This window comes from Kribbella voronezhensis, from assembly GCF_004365175.1.
In the GTDB taxonomy this organism is placed as follows: domain Bacteria; phylum Actinomycetota; class Actinomycetes; order Propionibacteriales; family Kribbellaceae; genus Kribbella; species Kribbella voronezhensis.
In genome coordinates, this window is the sequence record NZ_SOCE01000001.1 from 3,622,522 (window position 1) to 3,638,411 (window position 15,890).

The window sequence follows — 15,890 nt, forward strand, 5'->3', positions numbered from 1 at the left end:
GGGGAGAACCGATGGCGACCAGGCTGAGCGATGTGGCCGCGCGGGCCGGCGTCTCGGTGAAGACGGTGTCCAACGTCATCAACGACTACCCGCACATCACCGCGCGCACCCGGGCCAAGGTCGAGGCCGCGATCGCCGAGCTCGACTACACCCCGAACGTCAGCGCTCGCTCGCTGCGCAAGGGCCGGTCCGACTTCATCGCGCTGGCCGTCCCGGAGATGGCCTCGCCGTACTTCGCGGAGCTCGGCGCCGCGATCAGCCGGGCCGCCAAGAAGCGGGGCATCACGGTGCTGATCGACCAGACCGAGGGCGAGGCGGCCGCCGAGAAGCTCGTCCTGGACGGGATGCGCGGGCAGTTGATCGACGGCATCATCTTCTCGCCGATCACCACCGCGCCGGCCCGGATCACCTCGGCCGACACCGCCAAACCGCTGGTGCTGCTGGGTGAGCGGCACCCCGGCGGCACCTTCGACCACGTCGCGGTCGACTCGGTGCAGGCCTCGTTCGACGCGACCATGCACCTGGTCTCGATCGGCCGGCGCCGGATCGCGGCGATCGGGGTCGGCGGGGGCGCGGGCACCGGCTCGGTCCGGCGGAAGGGCTACCGCAAGGCGCTGAAGGCAGCCGGCCTCGCCCTGGATCCGGCGCTGGAGGTGGGCGGCCCCGGCTACCACCGCGAGGACGGCGCCGCCTCGATGCGCGAACTGCTGGCCCTCCCCGAACCACCTGATGCCGTCTTCTGCTTCAACGACCTGATGGCCATCGGTGCACTCCGGGCGCTGACCGATGCCGGCCTGTCCGCACCGAAGGACGTCGCCGTGATCGGTTTCGACGACATCGAGGACGGCCGGTACCACTCGCCGTCGCTGACCACGATCTCCGCCGACAAGGAATGGCTGGCCGAGAACGCGGTCGCGCTGCTGCTCGACCGGATCGCCGGCACCGGTGAGGCCGACCGCCGCGACCTCACCGTCCCGTACACGTTGACGATCCGGGAATCGACCGGCGGCTAGAAGGCGGCTGCGCAGGTCGTCAGGTTGGCCGTGACACTGGCGCCACGGGCCACCGTCACCTGCCGGGTCTCCAGCACCTGACCGGTCGGCCGCTCACAGGTCAGGGTCCACGCCTCGGTCCCGCCTTGCTGTACGACGCTCGGCCGGGTCGACGGGTTCGTGTGCCAGGTGTAGGTGCCGCCCGCCGGCACCACCATCGTGGTGTCCAGCACGTCGGGCAGGCTGGTGCCGTTCCACGTCTTGGTGCTGAACGACTTCTTCAACCGCAGTACGGCTCCGGCCGGACCGGTTCCGGTGATGATCGAGTGCCTCGCGGGGTTGATGGTGCTCTCGGCCGCGAGCAGGAAGGCGGCCCGGTTGCCCTTGCCTGCCGTACTGCCCGAGCCGTAGTAGTAGTTGACCACGTTCGAGAACGCCGGGTGGAAGCTGTTCGCGCCGTGCTCGAAGGTGAACCCGAGCCCGCCGGTCGCGTAGTACGACCAGTCCTCCGTCGTTCCGGTGGTGTCGTACAACTCGTAGCTGAACTGGCTGGTGTACCCGTTCTGGGCGGCCATCTGATCGCCGAGCGACTTGTAGATCGCCTCGTCCGGGGTGTTGCCGGCGCCCGCGTAGCCCGGCTCGCGCAGTACGAGGTTCGAGTAGGTGTGGTTGGTGATCAGGGTGGTCACCTGGTTCGCAGAGACGAGTGCCTGGATGTTGCGCGACTCCGGCTCGCTGAAGGCGCTCGCGCCGCGGTACGTCTCGGAGGTCAGGCTGCTGGACGCACCCGGACCGCCCCAGAAACCGGAGTAGTTGCGGTTCAGGTCGGTGCCCTTGGACTGGTTCGCCGACTGCGCGCACTGGCCGCTGGTGGGGATCTGCCCGTCGGTGACGCGGCAGTTCTTCCGCTTCATCTCGTAGCCGAGGGTGCGGCTCAGGTTGAAGCCGTCCGGGTTCACCACCGGCACGAAGATCACCCGCGCCTTCTCCAGGATGTTGGTGATCCGCGGGTCCACACCGTCGTTCTTCAGCAGGTCGTAGGCGAACTCCATCGTCAGCTCACCCGACGGCCATTCGCGCGCGTGATGCAGTCCGACCATCAGGAACACCGGCTTGCCGTTGCTGGTGGTGACGTCGTGGCTGACCTCGATCCCGCGGATCGTCCGGCCTTCGAGCGAGGTGTTCTTCACCGTGAACTGCTTGACCTTCGTCGGGTACTGCGTGGCCAGCGCCGCGAGCTCATTGTTGTAGTCGGCAAGCTGCCGGTACGCCGTACGCCCGCTCGGCAAGGTCGCCTTGATCGCCTTGTTCTCAACGGCTTTCGCGTACGCCGCGTCGGCGGCCTCGCGTTCCTTGTCGGCGCCGACCAGGTCGTCCTCGATCACTGTCCAGCGGAATCCGGCCAGTTGCAGCAGGCGTCGGTCATGGTTGCCATAGGCAACCAGGTCGACGAAGCCCTTCCCCGCCGACTCGGCCAGATCGAGATCCAGGGTGTTCAGCCGCTGCTTGTCCGCCGCGGTCGGGGTGCTGACCCGCAGCAACTGGATCAGCTCGGCGTTCGCGGAGGCCTGGGCCTTGTGATCGGGTGGTGGCGCAGCCTGGACCTGGCTGCCTGCACCGACGGCGAGCACCGCCGCTATCGCCAAGGGGATGAGTCGGTGCCATCGGGCGGGATGGGACACGGTGACCTCCAGTAGTGAGGCTATCGCAATGGGTAACTGGAGCGTAGGGCCCTTGCGATCCCCGTGGAAGCTGTTCGGCGATCTGTGCGGGGAAACAGTCGCGCTCAGTCAGCGGTGACCGAGTGCGGAGAGTTGCTCGGCGAGGGCCCTGCGGAAGCCGGGCAGGTAGGAGAGCAGGTGAAGACCCGCGTTGCGGGCGGGCCGCAGTACGGGAGGAACGGTGGCCAGGCGGGTCAGGCGGTGGGCCAGCGAGACGACGCGAACGGCCTCGGCGCGGTTCTCGGTCGCGTAGGCGTCCAGTCCGTCCTCGTTGCCGGTGGTGAGCGCTTCTGCGAGCGCGTCGCCTAGCGTGACGGCGTCGCGCAGGCCGAGGTTCATCCCCTGACCGCCGGCCGGGCTGTGGGTGTGGGCGGCGTCGCCGGCCAGCACGATCCGCCGGTCGCGGTACCGGTCGGCCACCCGCTCGTGGATCCGGAAGCGGGATCCCCAGATCACCTCGGTCACCCGGGCCGTCGACCGCTGCGGGCCACGGGCGTTGAGCAGCCGCTGCGCATACGCCACATCCGGGTGCTCCGGCGCGTCGTCGACCTCGGCGACCAGACGGAAGGAGCCGTCGGGCAGGGGAGCGGCGACGAGCATGCCGGGGCGGGAGAAGTACAGCAGTACTTCGTCCGGCGGCAGGCCGCTCTCGACCCGGACGTCGGCGAGGGTGAAGTTCAGCGGCAACACGTCGTCGCCCGCGAAACCGAGCCCGGCGAGATCACGGATCCGGCTGTTCATCCCGTCCGCGGCCACGACGTACTGCGCGTGGATCACCTCGCCGCTCTCCAGCGTCACCTCGGCGCCGTCCTCGGTCTGGCGGACACCGGAGGCGACGTACGGTCGGTGGACCTTGCCTCCCAGTTCCTCGAGGCGCTCCAGCAGGACCTGCTCGGTGGTGCTCTGCGGAATCATCAGGACGTACGGGTAGTCGGTCGGCAGATGGTCGAACCGGATCGGGACCAGCGTGCGGTCGGCGTCGGCGATGTTGAACTGCTCGACGTGGCGGCCGAGCTCGGTCAGGCGCTTCGCGACGCCGAGCTGCTCCAGCATCTCCAGCGTCCGCGGGTGGATGACCGAGGCGCGCGAGGTGTTCGCACCCGCCGCCTGCCGGTCGACGACCGCGACCTCACGACCGTGGCCGGCGAGCGAGACCGCCACTGCCAGGCCGACGGGCCCGGCGCCTACGACCAGCACCTCGGTGTGCTCGGGGATTCCGTTCATTTCCTCTGCTCCTTCCAGGTCAACATCTGTTGGCCAACGCTTGTTGACTTGACTGTAGAACGCACCGGCTTCCCAAGTCAACACTTGTTGACCTACGGTGGCTCCATGACGGAGAAGACGCAGGCTGAGGCCGCGGCGGACGCGGGGGGTGGGCGGCGGTCGGATCGGAGTCGGGCGGCGATTCTGGGGGCGGCGCGGGAGCGGTTCGCGGCCGACGGGTACGAGCGGGCGACGATCCGGGCGATCGCGGCCGACGCGGCGATCGACCCGGCGATGGTGATGCGCTACTTCGGCAACAAGGAGAAGCTGTTCGCCGCGGCGGCCGAGTTCGACCTGCGGCTGCCCGACCTCAGCGCCCTGCCGCCCGACGAGGCCGGAGCGGCGCTGATCGACCACTTCCTGAACCGCTGGGAGGACGACGAGTCCCTCAAGGCCCTGCTTCGTGCCAGCGTCACCAACCCGGTGGCCGCCGACCGGATGCGCGACCTGTTCGCCGGCCAACTCGGCCCGATGATCGCTCGCCTGACCGACCCCGCGGACGTCGGCACCATCGCGACGCGAGCCGGCCTGGTCGCCACCCAGGCACTCGGCTTCGCCCTCTGCCGCTACGTCCTCGAACTCGAACCGGTAGCAGCACTCACCCGAGCCGAAGCCGTCGCCTGGCTGAGTCCCACGATCACCCGCTACCTCACCGGTACGCCCTGAACTGACGGGTCACCCTGTCGATTACGGGCTCGCACCGTTCGTCGTCCAGGTGAACAGACCCCACGAAAGGACAGCGACCATGGCTCGATATCTGCTGCTCATCCACGACAACGAGGCCGACTACGACGCCGCCTCCGCCGAGGTCCACCGGGCCCACGACGAGGGGCACGAGGCGTTCGCCCGCGAGCACAAGGACGTCATCGTCGGCAGTGGCCACCTGCAACGGTCGTCGGCGGCGACCGTCGTACGGGAGGACGGCCAGGGTGGCTTCCTGCTGACGGACGGGCCGTACGCCGAGACGAAGGAAGCCCTCGGCGGCTACTACATCATCGATGTGGCGACACTCGACGAAGCGCTGGCCGCGGCGAAGAAGCTGCCGTACTTCGGCAAGGTGGGCGACGCGGCCGTCGAAGTACGGCCGATGCACTGACATGGCGGACGACCCGGCCGTCGCCGAAGCGGTTGCGCTCGCCCACCGCAAGGAGTGGGCCTTCGTCCTCGCGGCGACGGCCCGGGTCACCCGCGATCTGGACCTGGCCGAGGAATGCGTCCAGGACGCCTACGCCAAGGCGCTCACCGCCTGGTCGGAGACCGGAATTCCGGCGCGACCAGGCGCCTGGCTCACCACGACGGCGCGGAACCGGGCCATCGACCTGATCCGGCGGGAGGCGTCCTTCCGCGCGGCGCTGCCGCTGCTGGCCGACGACGAGGTCGCGAGCGGACCGGCGGACGGCGAGGACATCGCCGACGAGCGGTTGCGGCTGATCTTCACCTGCTGCCACCCCGCGCTGGCCCCCGAGGCACAGGTGGCGCTCACGCTCGGGCTGGTCTGCGGACTCACCACCGCGGAGATCGCCCGGGCGTTCCTGGTCACCGAATCCACGATGGCGGCCAGGATCACCCGGGCGAAGAAGAAGATCGCGGTGGCGCGGATCCCTTACCGGATCCCGGACGCCGAGAATCTGTCCGAGCGCATCGGCACGGTACTGACAGTGGTCGACCTGCTGTTCACCACCGGGCACGTCGCCCCCAACGGCCCCGACCTGATGAACACCGAACTGATCTCCCGCGCCCTCGACCTGGCCCGGATGCTCACCGAACTACTGCCCAGCGACCCAGAGGTCACCGCTCTTCTCGCGCTGATGCTGCTCACCGACGCCCGTCGCGCGGCCCGGCTCGACTCGACCGGCACGCCCGTTCTGTTGGCCGATCAAGACCGCGGTCGGTGGGATCAAGCGGCCATCCGGGAGGGGCAGGCCCTCGTACGCCGAGCCTTGCGACGCGGGCCGGCCGGGCAATTCGCCGTACGGGCAGCCATCGCGGCCGTCCACTCCGAGTCGCCGACGTGGGAAGCCACCGACTGGACAGAGATCGTCGGCCTGTACGACGTACTGCTCGCTCGCCGGCCTTCACCCGTGGCGGCGCTGAACCGCGCGGTCGCCAAGGGATTCGCTGCCGGACCCGAGGCGGGACTGGCCGCGCTCGAGGAACTGGCCACCGAGCCCCAGCTCGCCACCTACCCGTACGCCGCTGTCGCCCGCGGCGAGTTCCTGCGACGACTCGGGCGTGAGCGGGAGGCGCGATCCGCCTACGAGGAAGCGCTCACCTTCACCGAGAACGCGGCCGAACGCGAGACGCTCCGGCAACGCCTGGCGGAGCTCGGCGATGAACCCGGCCAGTCAGCGGGGACAGACCGCTAGACGCGCGCCTTGTTCTGGCGGCGCTTGGTGTCCTGGAGGAAGAGCCAGGCGACCGCGGCGCCGACGACGAAGCCGCCGAGGTGTCCTTCCCAGGAGATGTTCGGGATCGCGAAGGAGAGCACCGCGGTGACCGCGACGTACATGAGGATCCAGGTGATGTCGAGGCCGCGGGCCTTGCTGATCACCAGTAGTGCGCCGACCAGGCCGAGCACCGCGCCGGAGGCTCCGAGGGTCGCGCTGCCCGGAGCGCCGAGGATCCAGACGGCGACCCCGCCGCCCAGCGCGGAGAGCAGGTAGAGCACGGCGAACCGGAGCCGGCCGAGCATCTGCTCCAGTGGCGGGCCGAGCTGCCACAGCATGAAGAGGTTCGAGAAGATGTGGAAGATCTGCACGTGCGTGAACGCCGAGGTGAGCAGTCGCCACGGCTCGGTGTCGACCAGCACCGGGACCAGCACCAGGTCGTTGACCACCCGCTGACTGCCGGTCCGGACGGCGATGAACACCAGCACATTGAGCGCCAGCATGCTGATCGTGACGATCTGCGGGTTGCCGCGCTGGACGCCGCCCAGCGACGTCCGGGTGCGAGGCACCGAGCGGACGCCTTCGGTGAAACAGGACGGGCACTGGAACCCGACGGCCGCGCTGTTCATACAGGCCGGGCAGATCGGCCGGTCACAACGCTGGCATCGGACCCCGGCGGGCCGATCCGGGTGCCGGTAGCAGACGGTGTCGGTCACGCCGTGGTCCTTCGCACTAGTTCACCGGCTGGTCGCGGTAGCGGCCGGCCGGTGGCTGGATCAGACGGTCTTGCGCTCGATCTTGACGCTGTTGATCACGATCGGCTCGATCGGCCGGTCGCCCGGCGCGGTCTTCGCGGTCGCGATCGCGTCCACGACCTTCTTCGACTCGTCGTCGACGACCTCGCCGAAGATGGTGTGCTTGCGGTTCAGGTGCGGGGTCGGGACCACGGTCACGAAGAACTGCGAGCCGTTGGTGCCCTTGCCGAACTGGATGCCCGCGTTCGCCATCGCCAGCAGGTACGGGCGGTCGAACTGCAGCTCCGGGTGGATCTCGTCGTCGAAGGCGTAGCCCGGCGAGCCGGTGCCGGTGCCGAGCGGGCAACCGCCCTGGATCATGAACCCGTCGATCACCCGGTGGAAACCGAGGCCGTCGTAGAACCGCTCGTGGCTCGGCTGACCCGTCTGCGGGTCGGTCCACTCCTTGGTGCCCTCGGCCAGGCCGACGAAGTTCTGCACCGTCTTCGGGGCGTGATCGGGGAACAGCTTGATGACGACATCGCCCTTCGTCGTCTGCAGCGTCGCGAACAGTTCTTCGGCCACGAGATACTCCTCATCGGTTACGGCTTACGGCATCGATCCTGTCATGCGACGCCAACCGGACCCGCATCGAGGCGCCGGTCAGCGGTTTCCGCAAGACCAGGGGTGGGTCCGGGTCGGCCTGGAGCGTTTATCGCCTGGGTACGACGTACGATGCAGACGAAGCCGGAAATGTCCAGAGCCGTACCAGGTCGTCCATGTCGCCGATGGGCCAGTAAGTCAGGCGTCAGCGACGGGGCGCCGCCGAGGAGGAACCGTGGGTTTGTTGAAGTCCAAGGGCCGGGTCGAGTCCGCGAAGGACCGGGTCCGGCCGTTCGCCGAATCGGCATCGCAACGGGTCGCGCCGGCCGTGGGCACCGCACGGGAGAAGGTGTCGCCGTACGCCGAGAAGGCCGTCGAGCGCGGCGCCACGCTCGCGCACGCGGCGGTCGAGAAGGCGGGCCCGGTGATCGACGACGCGTTGAGCAAGGTCGGTCCGGCCACCGAGCACGCGGCCGAGAAGGCCCGCGAGCGGTTCAATGACGACGTGCTGCCGAAGGTGACCGCCGCACTGGCCACCCTGGCGGCCGCCGCCGAGCCGGTGATGGAGGAGACCTCGCGCCGGGGCAAGGCCACCAAGGCCGCGCTCAAGGGTGAGATCGACGCGCCGAAGAAGAGCCACAAGCTGCGCAAGGTGGTGCTGTTCCTCGGGTTCGGGGCGCTGGCCGCCGCCGCGGTGAAGAAGCTCCTCACGCCGCCGGAGCCGGCCTGGCAGTCGACCCCGACCAGCGGCCGCGACTACAGCTCGGCCCCCGCCGGTACGACGACGCGCCCCGCCGCCGACAAGCCGGCCGGCACCGCGCCGACCGCCGCGGAAGGCGCGGCCAACGTCGCCGCCGCCAACGGCAAGACCGACGCTCAGACCGATGCCAAGACCGAGGACAGCACCGAGGACAAGGCCGAGGTGAAGGCCGACGAGACCAAGACCGACGTCTCCGCCTCGAACGGTGCCGCCAAGAAGGCCACCGGCACTCCGCGCCGGTCCACCGGCTCGAACAGCACCAAGCCGTCCGAGTCCTGACCCGCACCAACCGCAACGGCGAAGGCCGCGACCCCCTCGGGGGCTCGCGGCCTTCGTCATGTCAGAAACCTTCGACCGGCTCCGCCACCGGCTACTCACAGCCTCGGTTGACCGCAAAACCTCGCCTGGACCAGAGGCTGGCACGGCTCATGTGGTGATCGGGCCGGGGGTGTCTTCTTCTTCGGTGGGTGGGCGGGTGGTGGTGATTCGGCCCGCGGAGAGTAGCTGGGTCGCGTAGCGGTGGGTGATGCAGGGATAGGTGCCGCCGCACTCGCGGCAGACGGCGTCGTTGCGGTGCAGCCAGGGCACGACGCCGAAGCGCTTGATCCAGGTCAGCGGCTCACGATCGGGGGCGTGCAGTTGCATCGCCGACCGCGCGGCGTCCTGGATCTCGGGGGCCGACCACTCTTCGGCGCTCTTGTCCATCAGATCGCTCAGGTCGGGGTTGGGCGATGAGTCGGACGGGGTCTGGGTCATCTCGTTCGTCTCCGGGGCAGGGGGTCGGAGCGGTGGGGGCAGTGTGTAGCACGGGCGTTACCCGTGGTGATGGTAGACCGCGACGGGCTCACCGCGAACGAGAGCTTTTCACTGACCCCACAGCGTTTCGAAACTGACCCGCGCCTCGAGCTCGAGCAGGTGGCGTTTGCGCGGGATCCCGCCGCCGAACCCGACCATCTTGCCGCCGGCGCCGACCACCCGGTGGCACGGCACGACGACGGCGATCGGGTTGCGGTTGCAGGCCACTCCGACCGCGCGGGCCGCACCGGCGTCGCCGACGATCCTGGCGACCTCGCCGTACGTCTGCATCTCGCCGTACGGGATCCGGCGGAGTTGCTGCCAGACGGCGCGCTCGAACTCCGACCCGCCCGGCACCGACAGCGGGACCGAGAACTCGGTCAGCTCGCCGGCGAAGTACGCCTTCAGCTCCTCCTGCGCGAGCAGCAGCACCTTGTCGCGGACGATCCCCGGCTCGACCTCGGCCGTCCCCATCCGCAACCGGCACAGCCCGACGTCGTCCGCGGCCAACGACAGGTCACCGATGGGCGAATCGATCACGGACCAGCGCATGGGTCGTCCTTTCTGCCTCAACAAGTTTGATTCTCCGCCCCGGCACCGACAGTTTTCGCCGTCCGCGCGGCGGGGAACCGGGATGGCGCACCACCCGGCGCGCCATCGACACGCATGGTTCTCGCCCGGCTACGCCGGGTTGTGCTATTTCTGATTCCCCGCTGCACAAGGGCGGACATCGCCCGGCCGCTCATCCCTGGCGCCGGGCCCGGCGACGAGGGGTGCAGGGTGACCGGTCCGTCGGCGTACGAGCCGAACCCGTACGACGTACCGGCGTACGGCGAGCGGACGCCGGCCGGGGCGCAGCGGGTGCCCCAGCCGCCGCCGATGGACCGCTGGTTCACCTCGGAGCAGGCGATGGGGCTCAGCGCCTCGATCCTGATCGGTGTGGACACGGTGGCGAGCTGGGCCTCCGCCTGGGCCGACTGGAACTCGTACGGCGCGCTCAAGAGCTACCCGGGCGACGACGCGAAGCTGGCCGAGGCCGACCTGATCTCCGGCTCGACGGGCATCGTCTCCGCACTGGCCTTGTTCGCGGCCGCCGTGGTCTTCATCGTCTGGCTCTGGCGGGTGCGCTGGAACGCGGAGATGTTCTGCCGCGGCGAGCACCGGCTGACCAGGGGCTGGGTGCTCGGCAGCTGGATCTGTCCGGTGGTGAACCTCTGGTATCCGAAGTGGGTGGTCGACGACATCGTCGCGGCCAGCGATCCGCGGACCTCGCCGCACACCGTCAGCCTGCGCAGCATTCCGGGCACCCGGCTGGTCTGGGCGTGGTGGATCACCTGGGTGGTCGGGCTGGTGCTCGGCAACGTGGCGCAGCGGAGCACGCTGGACGGCGTACCGCAGCTCGGTGAGCTCCGGACGAACGCCGTACTGTCCAGCATCTCGGCGGTCGCAACGACGGCCGCTGCGGTGCTCGCCATGATGTTGATCAAGCGCATCAACGACCTGCAGATCAGCCGCCCATGGACGCCGTGGTGGGCCGCCGACCAGGCTCCGCCGCCGTTCCGCTCGCCGGGGTCGTGACGCCGATCCGGAAAGCTGCCCGGTAAAGGAAACCCGTCACGGACGGTTCAATCGCTCGTTACAAGTGGTGATGGGCGTACGAAAAGAACTCGTTAAGTCGATACCCTCTGTGCTGGCACCGACTCCACAGTCGTACTTACTTCGTGGTATCAATGTGGCTCGGTCACGCGGGGGCAGGATTCGATCGAAACGCCGAACAGACGGAGTTCCAGCAACGCGAGGGACGCAAGACGTGAGCCACCCGCAACCAGCAGCGCTGTCCGCTGCCGAAGAGCCCGAAGTGTGGCAACCGCACGCCGCGGAGGAGTTCCAGCCGGTCGACAGGATCGGCCGGATCGCGGTCGCGCTGCTCGGCGCGTCCACGGTGACGCACCTGATCGCGACCTGGTCCGACTGGAACACCTACGGCGTCGTCCACACCTACCTGGGCGGCGGCCCGAACGTCGACGACGCGGATCTCAACCGCGCCGACGCCATCGCCAGGATCACCGCGTACCCGAACGTGCTCGTCTCGGTCGCCGCCGCCGTCGTCTTCGTGATCTGGCTGTGGCGCGCGCGGGTCAACTCCGAGGTGCTCTGCCAGGCCGACCACCGGCGCAGTCACGGCTGGGTGCTGGCGAGCTGGTTCTGCCCCGGACCGAACCTCTTCTATCCCAAGCAGATCGTCGACGACGTCTGGCTCGCCAGTGATCCGAAGACGCCTGTGTACGCCGACGACTTGCGCCGGCTCAGGAAGCCTCTCCTCACCAAGGTGTGGTGGTGCACCTGGGTCGGCGCTCTCGCGTTCGACGTGGTGATCCGCCGGTTCCTGATGTGGATGGACGCCACCGTCGGCTCGCTGCGCGGGATCGCCCTGGCCGGTACGGCGTCGCTGATCCTGACCGCGGTCTCGGCGGTCGCGGCCACCTTCGTGATCCGCAAGATCAACTCGATGCAGACCAGCCGCGAGTGGGTGCCGTGGTGGGACCAGCGCGAGCCGAAGCTCACCGCCGTCCCGACGTACGCCGACGACGACACCTCCGAGCAGCAGGCGATCAGCGAGCCGATCGCGGTCCCGCCGGCCCTGCGCCTCGAGCGTCAGCCGGAGCCGGCCCTGCAACTGGCCGGCGGCGGCGCCGAGGAGGCCCCGAAGTGGAGCCCGTTCGCACCGGTCGCCGAAAGCTGGCAGGAGCAGGCCTCCGCGAACCCGCACTACCGCCCGGTCGACTCGTGGGGTGACGACACCGGCACGTTGACCAGCCCGGTCGAAGAGGCCACCCCGTCGTACCAGCCGACCCCGGCCGGCCTGGACAGCCCGACCTGGGCCACATCGAACTCCTACTCGACCCCTTCGAACGACGACCTGCTGTCCGCGCCGGTGCCGAGCTGGCAGGCCGAGACGGTCGCACCGCCCTCGCTGTCCCTGGTCGACACCTCGTACACCTCGACGTCGTACGAGACCAGCGAGCCGTCCTGGGCCAGCTCGTACTCCGAGCCGTACTCCTACGAGACCTCGTCCTCCGACTACTACAAGCCGTCGGAGCCGACCGCCGCTCCCGAGCCGGAGCCCGCGCCCGAACCTGTTGCGCGCGCCGGACGCCGGGCCGCTCGGGTCGCGGTGGACAGCCCCTCGACCATCGGGTACGGGCAGGACGACGACTACCTGACCCCGTCGAAGCCGCTGCCGACCGTCCCGTCGTACGGGCCGGAGCCGTCCTACTCGCCGGAGCCGGCGTACACGCCGGAGACCAGCTACACCCCGGAGCCCGCGTACGCGCCGGAGACGACGTACTCGGCGTACGAGGCCCCCGCGGCCTCCTCGAGCTACGAGTCCTACAACACGGACTACTCGTCCTCCTACGACTACTCGACGCCGGAGACCAGCTACAGCGCTCCGGAGACGAGCTACTCGGCGGCAGCAGCGGAGCCGTCGTACGACAGCTACACCTCGTCCTACGACGCGTCCTACTCGCAGAGCTCCTACACGGACTACGGCACCGAGAGCTACGAGTCGTACAGCCCGAACTACACCCCCGAGACGTACGGCGCTACGGACTACAGCACCCACACCCCGGAGCAGTCGGCAACCGAGCAGCAGCAGACGCCGTACTCGTACGAGCCGGCCCAGCCGCCGGCCGCCGACGACTCCGAGACCACCGCTCCCCGGACCGTTCCCCGCCGCCGTTGGGTATGACCGACCTCGCCTTCTCCACTCTCGGGTGTGCGGGCGCGTCGCTCGACCACGTCCTCGACCTCGCGCGCCGCAACAAAATCGGCGGGCTGGAACTGCGGGCTTCCGAGGACGAGTTCACCCACATCGGGCTGAGTCCGGCCGAGCGCCGTACGCTCCGCAACCGGATCGAGGACGCCGGACTGGAGATTCTCGCGGTCAGCAGCTACGTGCGGCTCTGCGCGGTCGAGGACCAACCCCTCGAAGCGCATCTCGAACTCGCCGCCGACCTCGGCGCCCGCGGCGTCCGCGTCTTCCCCGGTGACGATCCGGCCGGGGACGATCCGGCCGGTACGACGGACGGCCCGACCCCCGGCGAGCTGCGCGCCCTCGATCGCGTCACGACGGCTCCGAAGGACGTCCACATCTTCCTGGAGACCCACGACTCGCACTCGGCCGGCCGCCGGATGGCCGCCTTGTGCGCTCTGCTCGACGCCGAGTCGCCGGGACACAACGCCAAGGTGATCTGGGACAGCGCGCATACCTGGAGCCACGGCGAGACCCCGGCCGAGGCGCTCGACCTCCTCCGGCCGTGGATCGACTTCGTCCAGATCAAGGACAGCGACTCGACCCAGGGCTTCAAGCCGGTGGCGATCGGCGCCGGCGACTTCCCGATCGGCCAACTCCTGGCGGCCCTGCACGGTACGCCGTACTGGCTTTCGCTCGAGTGGGAGCTGAAGTGGCATCCCCACCTGCCCCCACTCGACGAGGCGCTTCCGGCCACCTGGAATTGGATCACCACCGGCTGAAACGGCTCGGCCGGGTCGGTCATTCAGGGTTGAACTATTTGGCCTAGGCCACAATTCGGAGTCGGTCCTGCCTCCATGCATGACAACGGGTACACCTGAGTCGTCACAAGTGATGACGTCCCGACGGGGGACCGAACAGGTGAAGGACTCGCCATGAGGTATGCCCAGACTTGTCACGGAGCCGCGGACCACTCGGTCAGGTGGTGGCTCCGGTGAGCCCGCGCGCGGTGGACAAACGAGCCCGCCCCGGCAACGAGCCCCCGGCGCTACCGGTCCCGGAGCAGCAGGGAGACGTCGCCGAACTCGTGCCAGAGGTAACTGCGCTCGAGGGCGGCGTCGTAGGCACGCTGGACAACCCCGGGTCCGACGACGGACTCCAGTAGCAGCAGGTGCGACGCCTCCGGGGCGTGCATGCCGGTGACCAGTCCGTCGACCACGCGAGCCGGGTGCTCCGGCCCGAGGACGAGATCGGTCCACCCGCCCGCGGCGGCCACTGAACCATCCGCGCGGACGGCCGACTCGATCGCCCGGACGGCCGTGGTTCCGACGGCGATCACGCGGCCTCCGTTCGCCTGCACCCAGTTCACCAGGCGAGCGGTGTGCTCCGGTACGTCGTACCGCTCGGGCAGCGGCGGTTCGTGGCTCTCCTGCGAGGAAACGCCGCAGTGCAAGAGGATCGGCGCGATCAGGACGCCGGCTGCCGCCAGGTGGCTCACCAGTTCGAAGCTGAACGGCCTTGCTGCACTGGGCATTTCCGCGCTGCCTGGTTCGCGGGCGAACACGGTCTGGTAGAGCGGAAGCGGCCAACGCTTACCGACGTACTTGTACGTGATCGGTCGTCCATGTCGGCCGAGGTAGCCAATCACGTCCTGCACCGGCGGTTTCGCCCGCCACAAACGATTCTGCTCCGCCTGGTACGGAGCCAGTAGGGTGAGCACTCCTTCGGGCAGCTCCACCCGATCGCCGACAGCCCCGTCGAACAAGGGGGAATCGCCGTTGCGCAGCTCCACCACCCAGGTGCCGTCGTCGAGCGCTGTGGAGAAGTGCACGACCACCGGCGCAAGTCCCGAGCCGCTGATCCACGTGCCGTCCACCGCAGCGGGCAACGTGCCGGAAGTGTTGACCAGCAGGAGATCTCCGGCCCGCAGGTGATCACCGAGCCGGTCGAACCGCGTATGTGTGATGGCCGACCCCTCCGCGACCAGCAGCTTCACCTGATCCCTTGCCAACCCCCGCGCTTCCGGCGGCTCGGCCGCGTTCAGCGCGTCGGGCAAGGTGAACCGGGTCTGTGGATGAACCTTCACGAGGTCACCGCCGGCGCGAATTCCGCCGCCCGGTAGCGCCCGCTGGCCGGCCGGGCGTCCAGCAACTGGAGGAACGCCGGTACGACGGACGCCGGCTCGGGCCGGTCCGAGATGTCTTCACCGGGGAACGCGGCCTGGTGCATCGCAGTACGGAGGTCGCCGGGGTCCACGGCGTACACGACGATGTCGAGGTGTTCGGCGGCCAGCACCCGGCTCGCGTGATCCAGTGCTGCCTTCGCGGAACCGTAGCCGCCCCAGCCTTCATACGCCTCCACCGCGGCGTCGGAGCTGATGTTGACGACCGTGCCGGCTGCGGCGGTGAGTTCGGGGATGAGCGCCTGGGTCAACGCGATCGGCGCGATCACGTCGACCTCGTAGACACGGCGGAGTTCGTCGAGGTCGGCAGCCGCCAACGGCTGGAGCGGACTGGGGCCGAGGTAGCTCGCGTTGTTCACCAGCAGATCGAGGCGGCCGAGTTCGCCGACGGCCTCGACCAGGTCGGCACGATGTTCCGGATCGGTCACGTCACCGGCGAGCGGTACTACGTCCGTCCGGTCGGCCAGTGCGTCGGCCGCATCCTTCAGTGCGTCCGCGCTGCGTGCGTCGATGATCAACGCCCAGCCGCGGTCGGCGAGCCCATGGGCCAGCGCCAGTCCCAGCCCGGCAGAGGCGCCGGTGATCAGAGCAACAGGACGAGTCAGAGAGTGGGGAGTCATGCCCATCACTCTCATACCTCAAGCAAACTTGAGGTCAAGACCTGTGGCCGGTGACCCGGCCGGAGGTCCGCACCCGCCC

16 protein-coding genes are annotated in these 15,890 nt (G+C 69.2%); 8 read left to right on the forward strand and 8 right to left on the reverse strand.

Annotated features, from left to right (window positions below; genetic code table 11):
- Positions 1-11 precede the first annotated feature (11 nt).
- Complete coding sequence (locus EV138_RS16670; protein ID WP_133979832.1) at positions 12-1,013, forward strand: LacI family DNA-binding transcriptional regulator; 1,002 nt, start codon at positions 12-14, stop codon at positions 1,011-1,013.
- Here the strand turns inward: EV138_RS16670 and EV138_RS16675 are convergent.
- The gene (locus EV138_RS16675; RefSeq protein ID WP_166678616.1) at positions 1,010-2,674 is read right to left on the reverse strand and encodes a M14 family zinc carboxypeptidase; all 1,665 of its coding nucleotides are present in this window, start codon (positions 2,672-2,674) and stop codon (positions 1,010-1,012) included. The two genes, EV138_RS16670 and EV138_RS16675, sit on opposite strands and share 4 nt — an antisense overlap.
- A gap of 108 nt (positions 2,675-2,782) precedes the next feature.
- Complete coding sequence (locus EV138_RS16680) at positions 2,783-3,937, reverse strand: FAD-dependent oxidoreductase (protein WP_133979834.1); 1,155 nt, start codon at positions 3,935-3,937, stop codon at positions 2,783-2,785.
- Positions 3,938-4,042: 105 nt separating this feature from the next.
- Here EV138_RS16680 and EV138_RS16685 point away from each other — a divergent pair, with 105 nt between their 5' ends.
- From EV138_RS16685 to EV138_RS16695, 3 genes are all read left to right on the forward strand, one after another.
- Positions 4,043-4,642, forward strand: a complete 600-nt coding sequence (locus EV138_RS16685) for a TetR/AcrR family transcriptional regulator (RefSeq protein WP_133979835.1) — start codon at positions 4,043-4,045, stop codon at positions 4,640-4,642.
- Positions 4,643-4,721: 79 nt separating this feature from the next.
- On the forward strand, positions 4,722-5,072 hold the full coding sequence (locus tag EV138_RS16690; protein ID WP_133979836.1) for a YciI family protein: 351 nt from the start codon (positions 4,722-4,724) through the stop codon (positions 5,070-5,072).
- A 1-nt stretch (position 5,073) separates the two neighbouring features.
- On the forward strand, positions 5,074-6,342 hold the full coding sequence (locus EV138_RS16695) for an RNA polymerase sigma factor (RefSeq protein ID WP_133979837.1): 1,269 nt from the start codon (positions 5,074-5,076) through the stop codon (positions 6,340-6,342).
- On the opposite strand, the gene EV138_RS16700 is transcribed toward EV138_RS16695, so the two are convergent.
- Positions 6,339-7,079 carry a rhomboid family intramembrane serine protease gene (locus tag EV138_RS16700; protein ID WP_133979838.1) on the reverse strand — a complete coding sequence of 247 codons (741 nt, stop codon included), beginning with the start codon at positions 7,077-7,079 and terminating at the stop codon, positions 6,339-6,341. The two genes, EV138_RS16695 and EV138_RS16700, sit on opposite strands and share 4 nt — an antisense overlap.
- A gap of 60 nt (positions 7,080-7,139) precedes the next feature.
- Entirely contained in the window at positions 7,140-7,682 is a 543-nt protein-coding gene (locus tag EV138_RS16705; protein WP_133979839.1) for a peptidylprolyl isomerase, read from the reverse strand.
- 253 nt (positions 7,683-7,935) lie between these two features.
- On the opposite strand from EV138_RS16705, the gene EV138_RS16710 reads away from it, so the two are divergent.
- Positions 7,936-8,739, forward strand: a complete 804-nt coding sequence (locus tag EV138_RS16710) for a DUF5324 family protein (protein ID WP_133979840.1) — start codon at positions 7,936-7,938, stop codon at positions 8,737-8,739.
- Between the two features lie 147 nt (positions 8,740-8,886).
- On the opposite strand, the gene EV138_RS16715 is transcribed toward EV138_RS16710, so the two are convergent.
- Positions 8,887-9,216 (reverse strand): hypothetical protein, encoded by a 330-nt coding sequence (locus EV138_RS16715; RefSeq protein WP_133979841.1) that lies wholly within the window; start codon positions 9,214-9,216, stop codon positions 8,887-8,889.
- Positions 9,217-9,324: 108 nt separating this feature from the next.
- Entirely contained in the window at positions 9,325-9,807 is a 483-nt protein-coding gene (locus EV138_RS16720) for a methylated-DNA--[protein]-cysteine S-methyltransferase (RefSeq protein ID WP_133979842.1), read from the reverse strand.
- 228 nt (positions 9,808-10,035) lie between these two features.
- Here EV138_RS16720 and EV138_RS16725 point away from each other — a divergent pair, with 228 nt between their 5' ends.
- The 3 genes from EV138_RS16725 (at position 10,036) to EV138_RS16735 (ending at position 13,791) form a co-directional block, all read left to right on the forward strand.
- Positions 10,036-10,833 (forward strand): DUF4328 domain-containing protein, encoded by a 798-nt coding sequence (locus EV138_RS16725; protein ID WP_238158181.1) that lies wholly within the window; start codon positions 10,036-10,038, stop codon positions 10,831-10,833.
- Positions 10,834-11,065: 232 nt separating this feature from the next.
- Positions 11,066-13,006, forward strand: coding sequence for a DUF4328 domain-containing protein (locus EV138_RS16730; protein WP_133979843.1), 1,941 nt, complete (start codon positions 11,066-11,068; stop codon positions 13,004-13,006).
- Positions 13,003-13,791: a sugar phosphate isomerase/epimerase family protein gene (locus tag EV138_RS16735; RefSeq protein WP_133979844.1), complete on the forward strand. Its 789-nt coding sequence runs from the start codon at positions 13,003-13,005 to the stop codon at positions 13,789-13,791. The genes EV138_RS16730 and EV138_RS16735 overlap by 4 nt, the downstream gene beginning before the upstream one ends.
- A 266-nt stretch (positions 13,792-14,057) precedes the next feature.
- Here EV138_RS16735 and EV138_RS16740 read toward each other — a convergent pair whose 3' ends face one another.
- Together EV138_RS16740 and EV138_RS16745 are read right to left on the reverse strand one after the other, a co-directional pair.
- Positions 14,058-15,095: an S-adenosylmethionine:tRNA ribosyltransferase-isomerase gene (locus tag EV138_RS16740; RefSeq protein WP_133979845.1), complete on the reverse strand. Its 1,038-nt coding sequence runs from the start codon at positions 15,093-15,095 to the stop codon at positions 14,058-14,060.
- Positions 15,092-15,811 carry an SDR family NAD(P)-dependent oxidoreductase gene (locus tag EV138_RS16745; protein WP_133979846.1) on the reverse strand — a complete coding sequence of 240 codons (720 nt, stop codon included), beginning with the start codon at positions 15,809-15,811 and terminating at the stop codon, positions 15,092-15,094. The genes EV138_RS16740 and EV138_RS16745 overlap by 4 nt, the downstream gene beginning before the upstream one ends.
- Positions 15,812-15,890 lie beyond the last annotated feature (79 nt).

Excerpts from the sequence above, each read along its gene's own strand:
- EV138_RS16735 (WP_133979844.1), top strand. The coding sequence starts at position 13,003 with ATGACCGACCTCGCCTTCTCCACTCTCGGGTGTGCGGGCGCGTCGCTC.
- EV138_RS16685 (WP_133979835.1), top strand. The coding sequence starts at position 4,043 with ATGACGGAGAAGACGCAGGCTGAGGCCGCGGCGGACGCGGGGGGTGGG.
- EV138_RS16670 (WP_133979832.1), top strand. The coding sequence starts at position 12 with ATGGCGACCAGGCTGAGCGATGTGGCCGCGCGGGCCGGCGTCTCGGTG.
- EV138_RS16720 (WP_133979842.1), bottom strand. The coding sequence starts at position 9,807 with ATGCGCTGGTCCGTGATCGATTCGCCCATCGGTGACCTGTCGTTGGCC.
- EV138_RS16690 (WP_133979836.1), top strand. The coding sequence starts at position 4,722 with ATGGCTCGATATCTGCTGCTCATCCACGACAACGAGGCCGACTACGAC.
- EV138_RS16745 (WP_133979846.1), bottom strand. The coding sequence starts at position 15,811 with ATGACTCCCCACTCTCTGACTCGTCCTGTTGCTCTGATCACCGGCGCC.
- EV138_RS16715 (WP_133979841.1), bottom strand. The coding sequence starts at position 9,216 with ATGACCCAGACCCCGTCCGACTCATCGCCCAACCCCGACCTGAGCGAT.
- EV138_RS16680 (WP_133979834.1), bottom strand. The coding sequence starts at position 3,937 with ATGAACGGAATCCCCGAGCACACCGAGGTGCTGGTCGTAGGCGCCGGG.
- EV138_RS16695 (WP_133979837.1), top strand. The coding sequence starts at position 5,074 with ATGGCGGACGACCCGGCCGTCGCCGAAGCGGTTGCGCTCGCCCACCGC.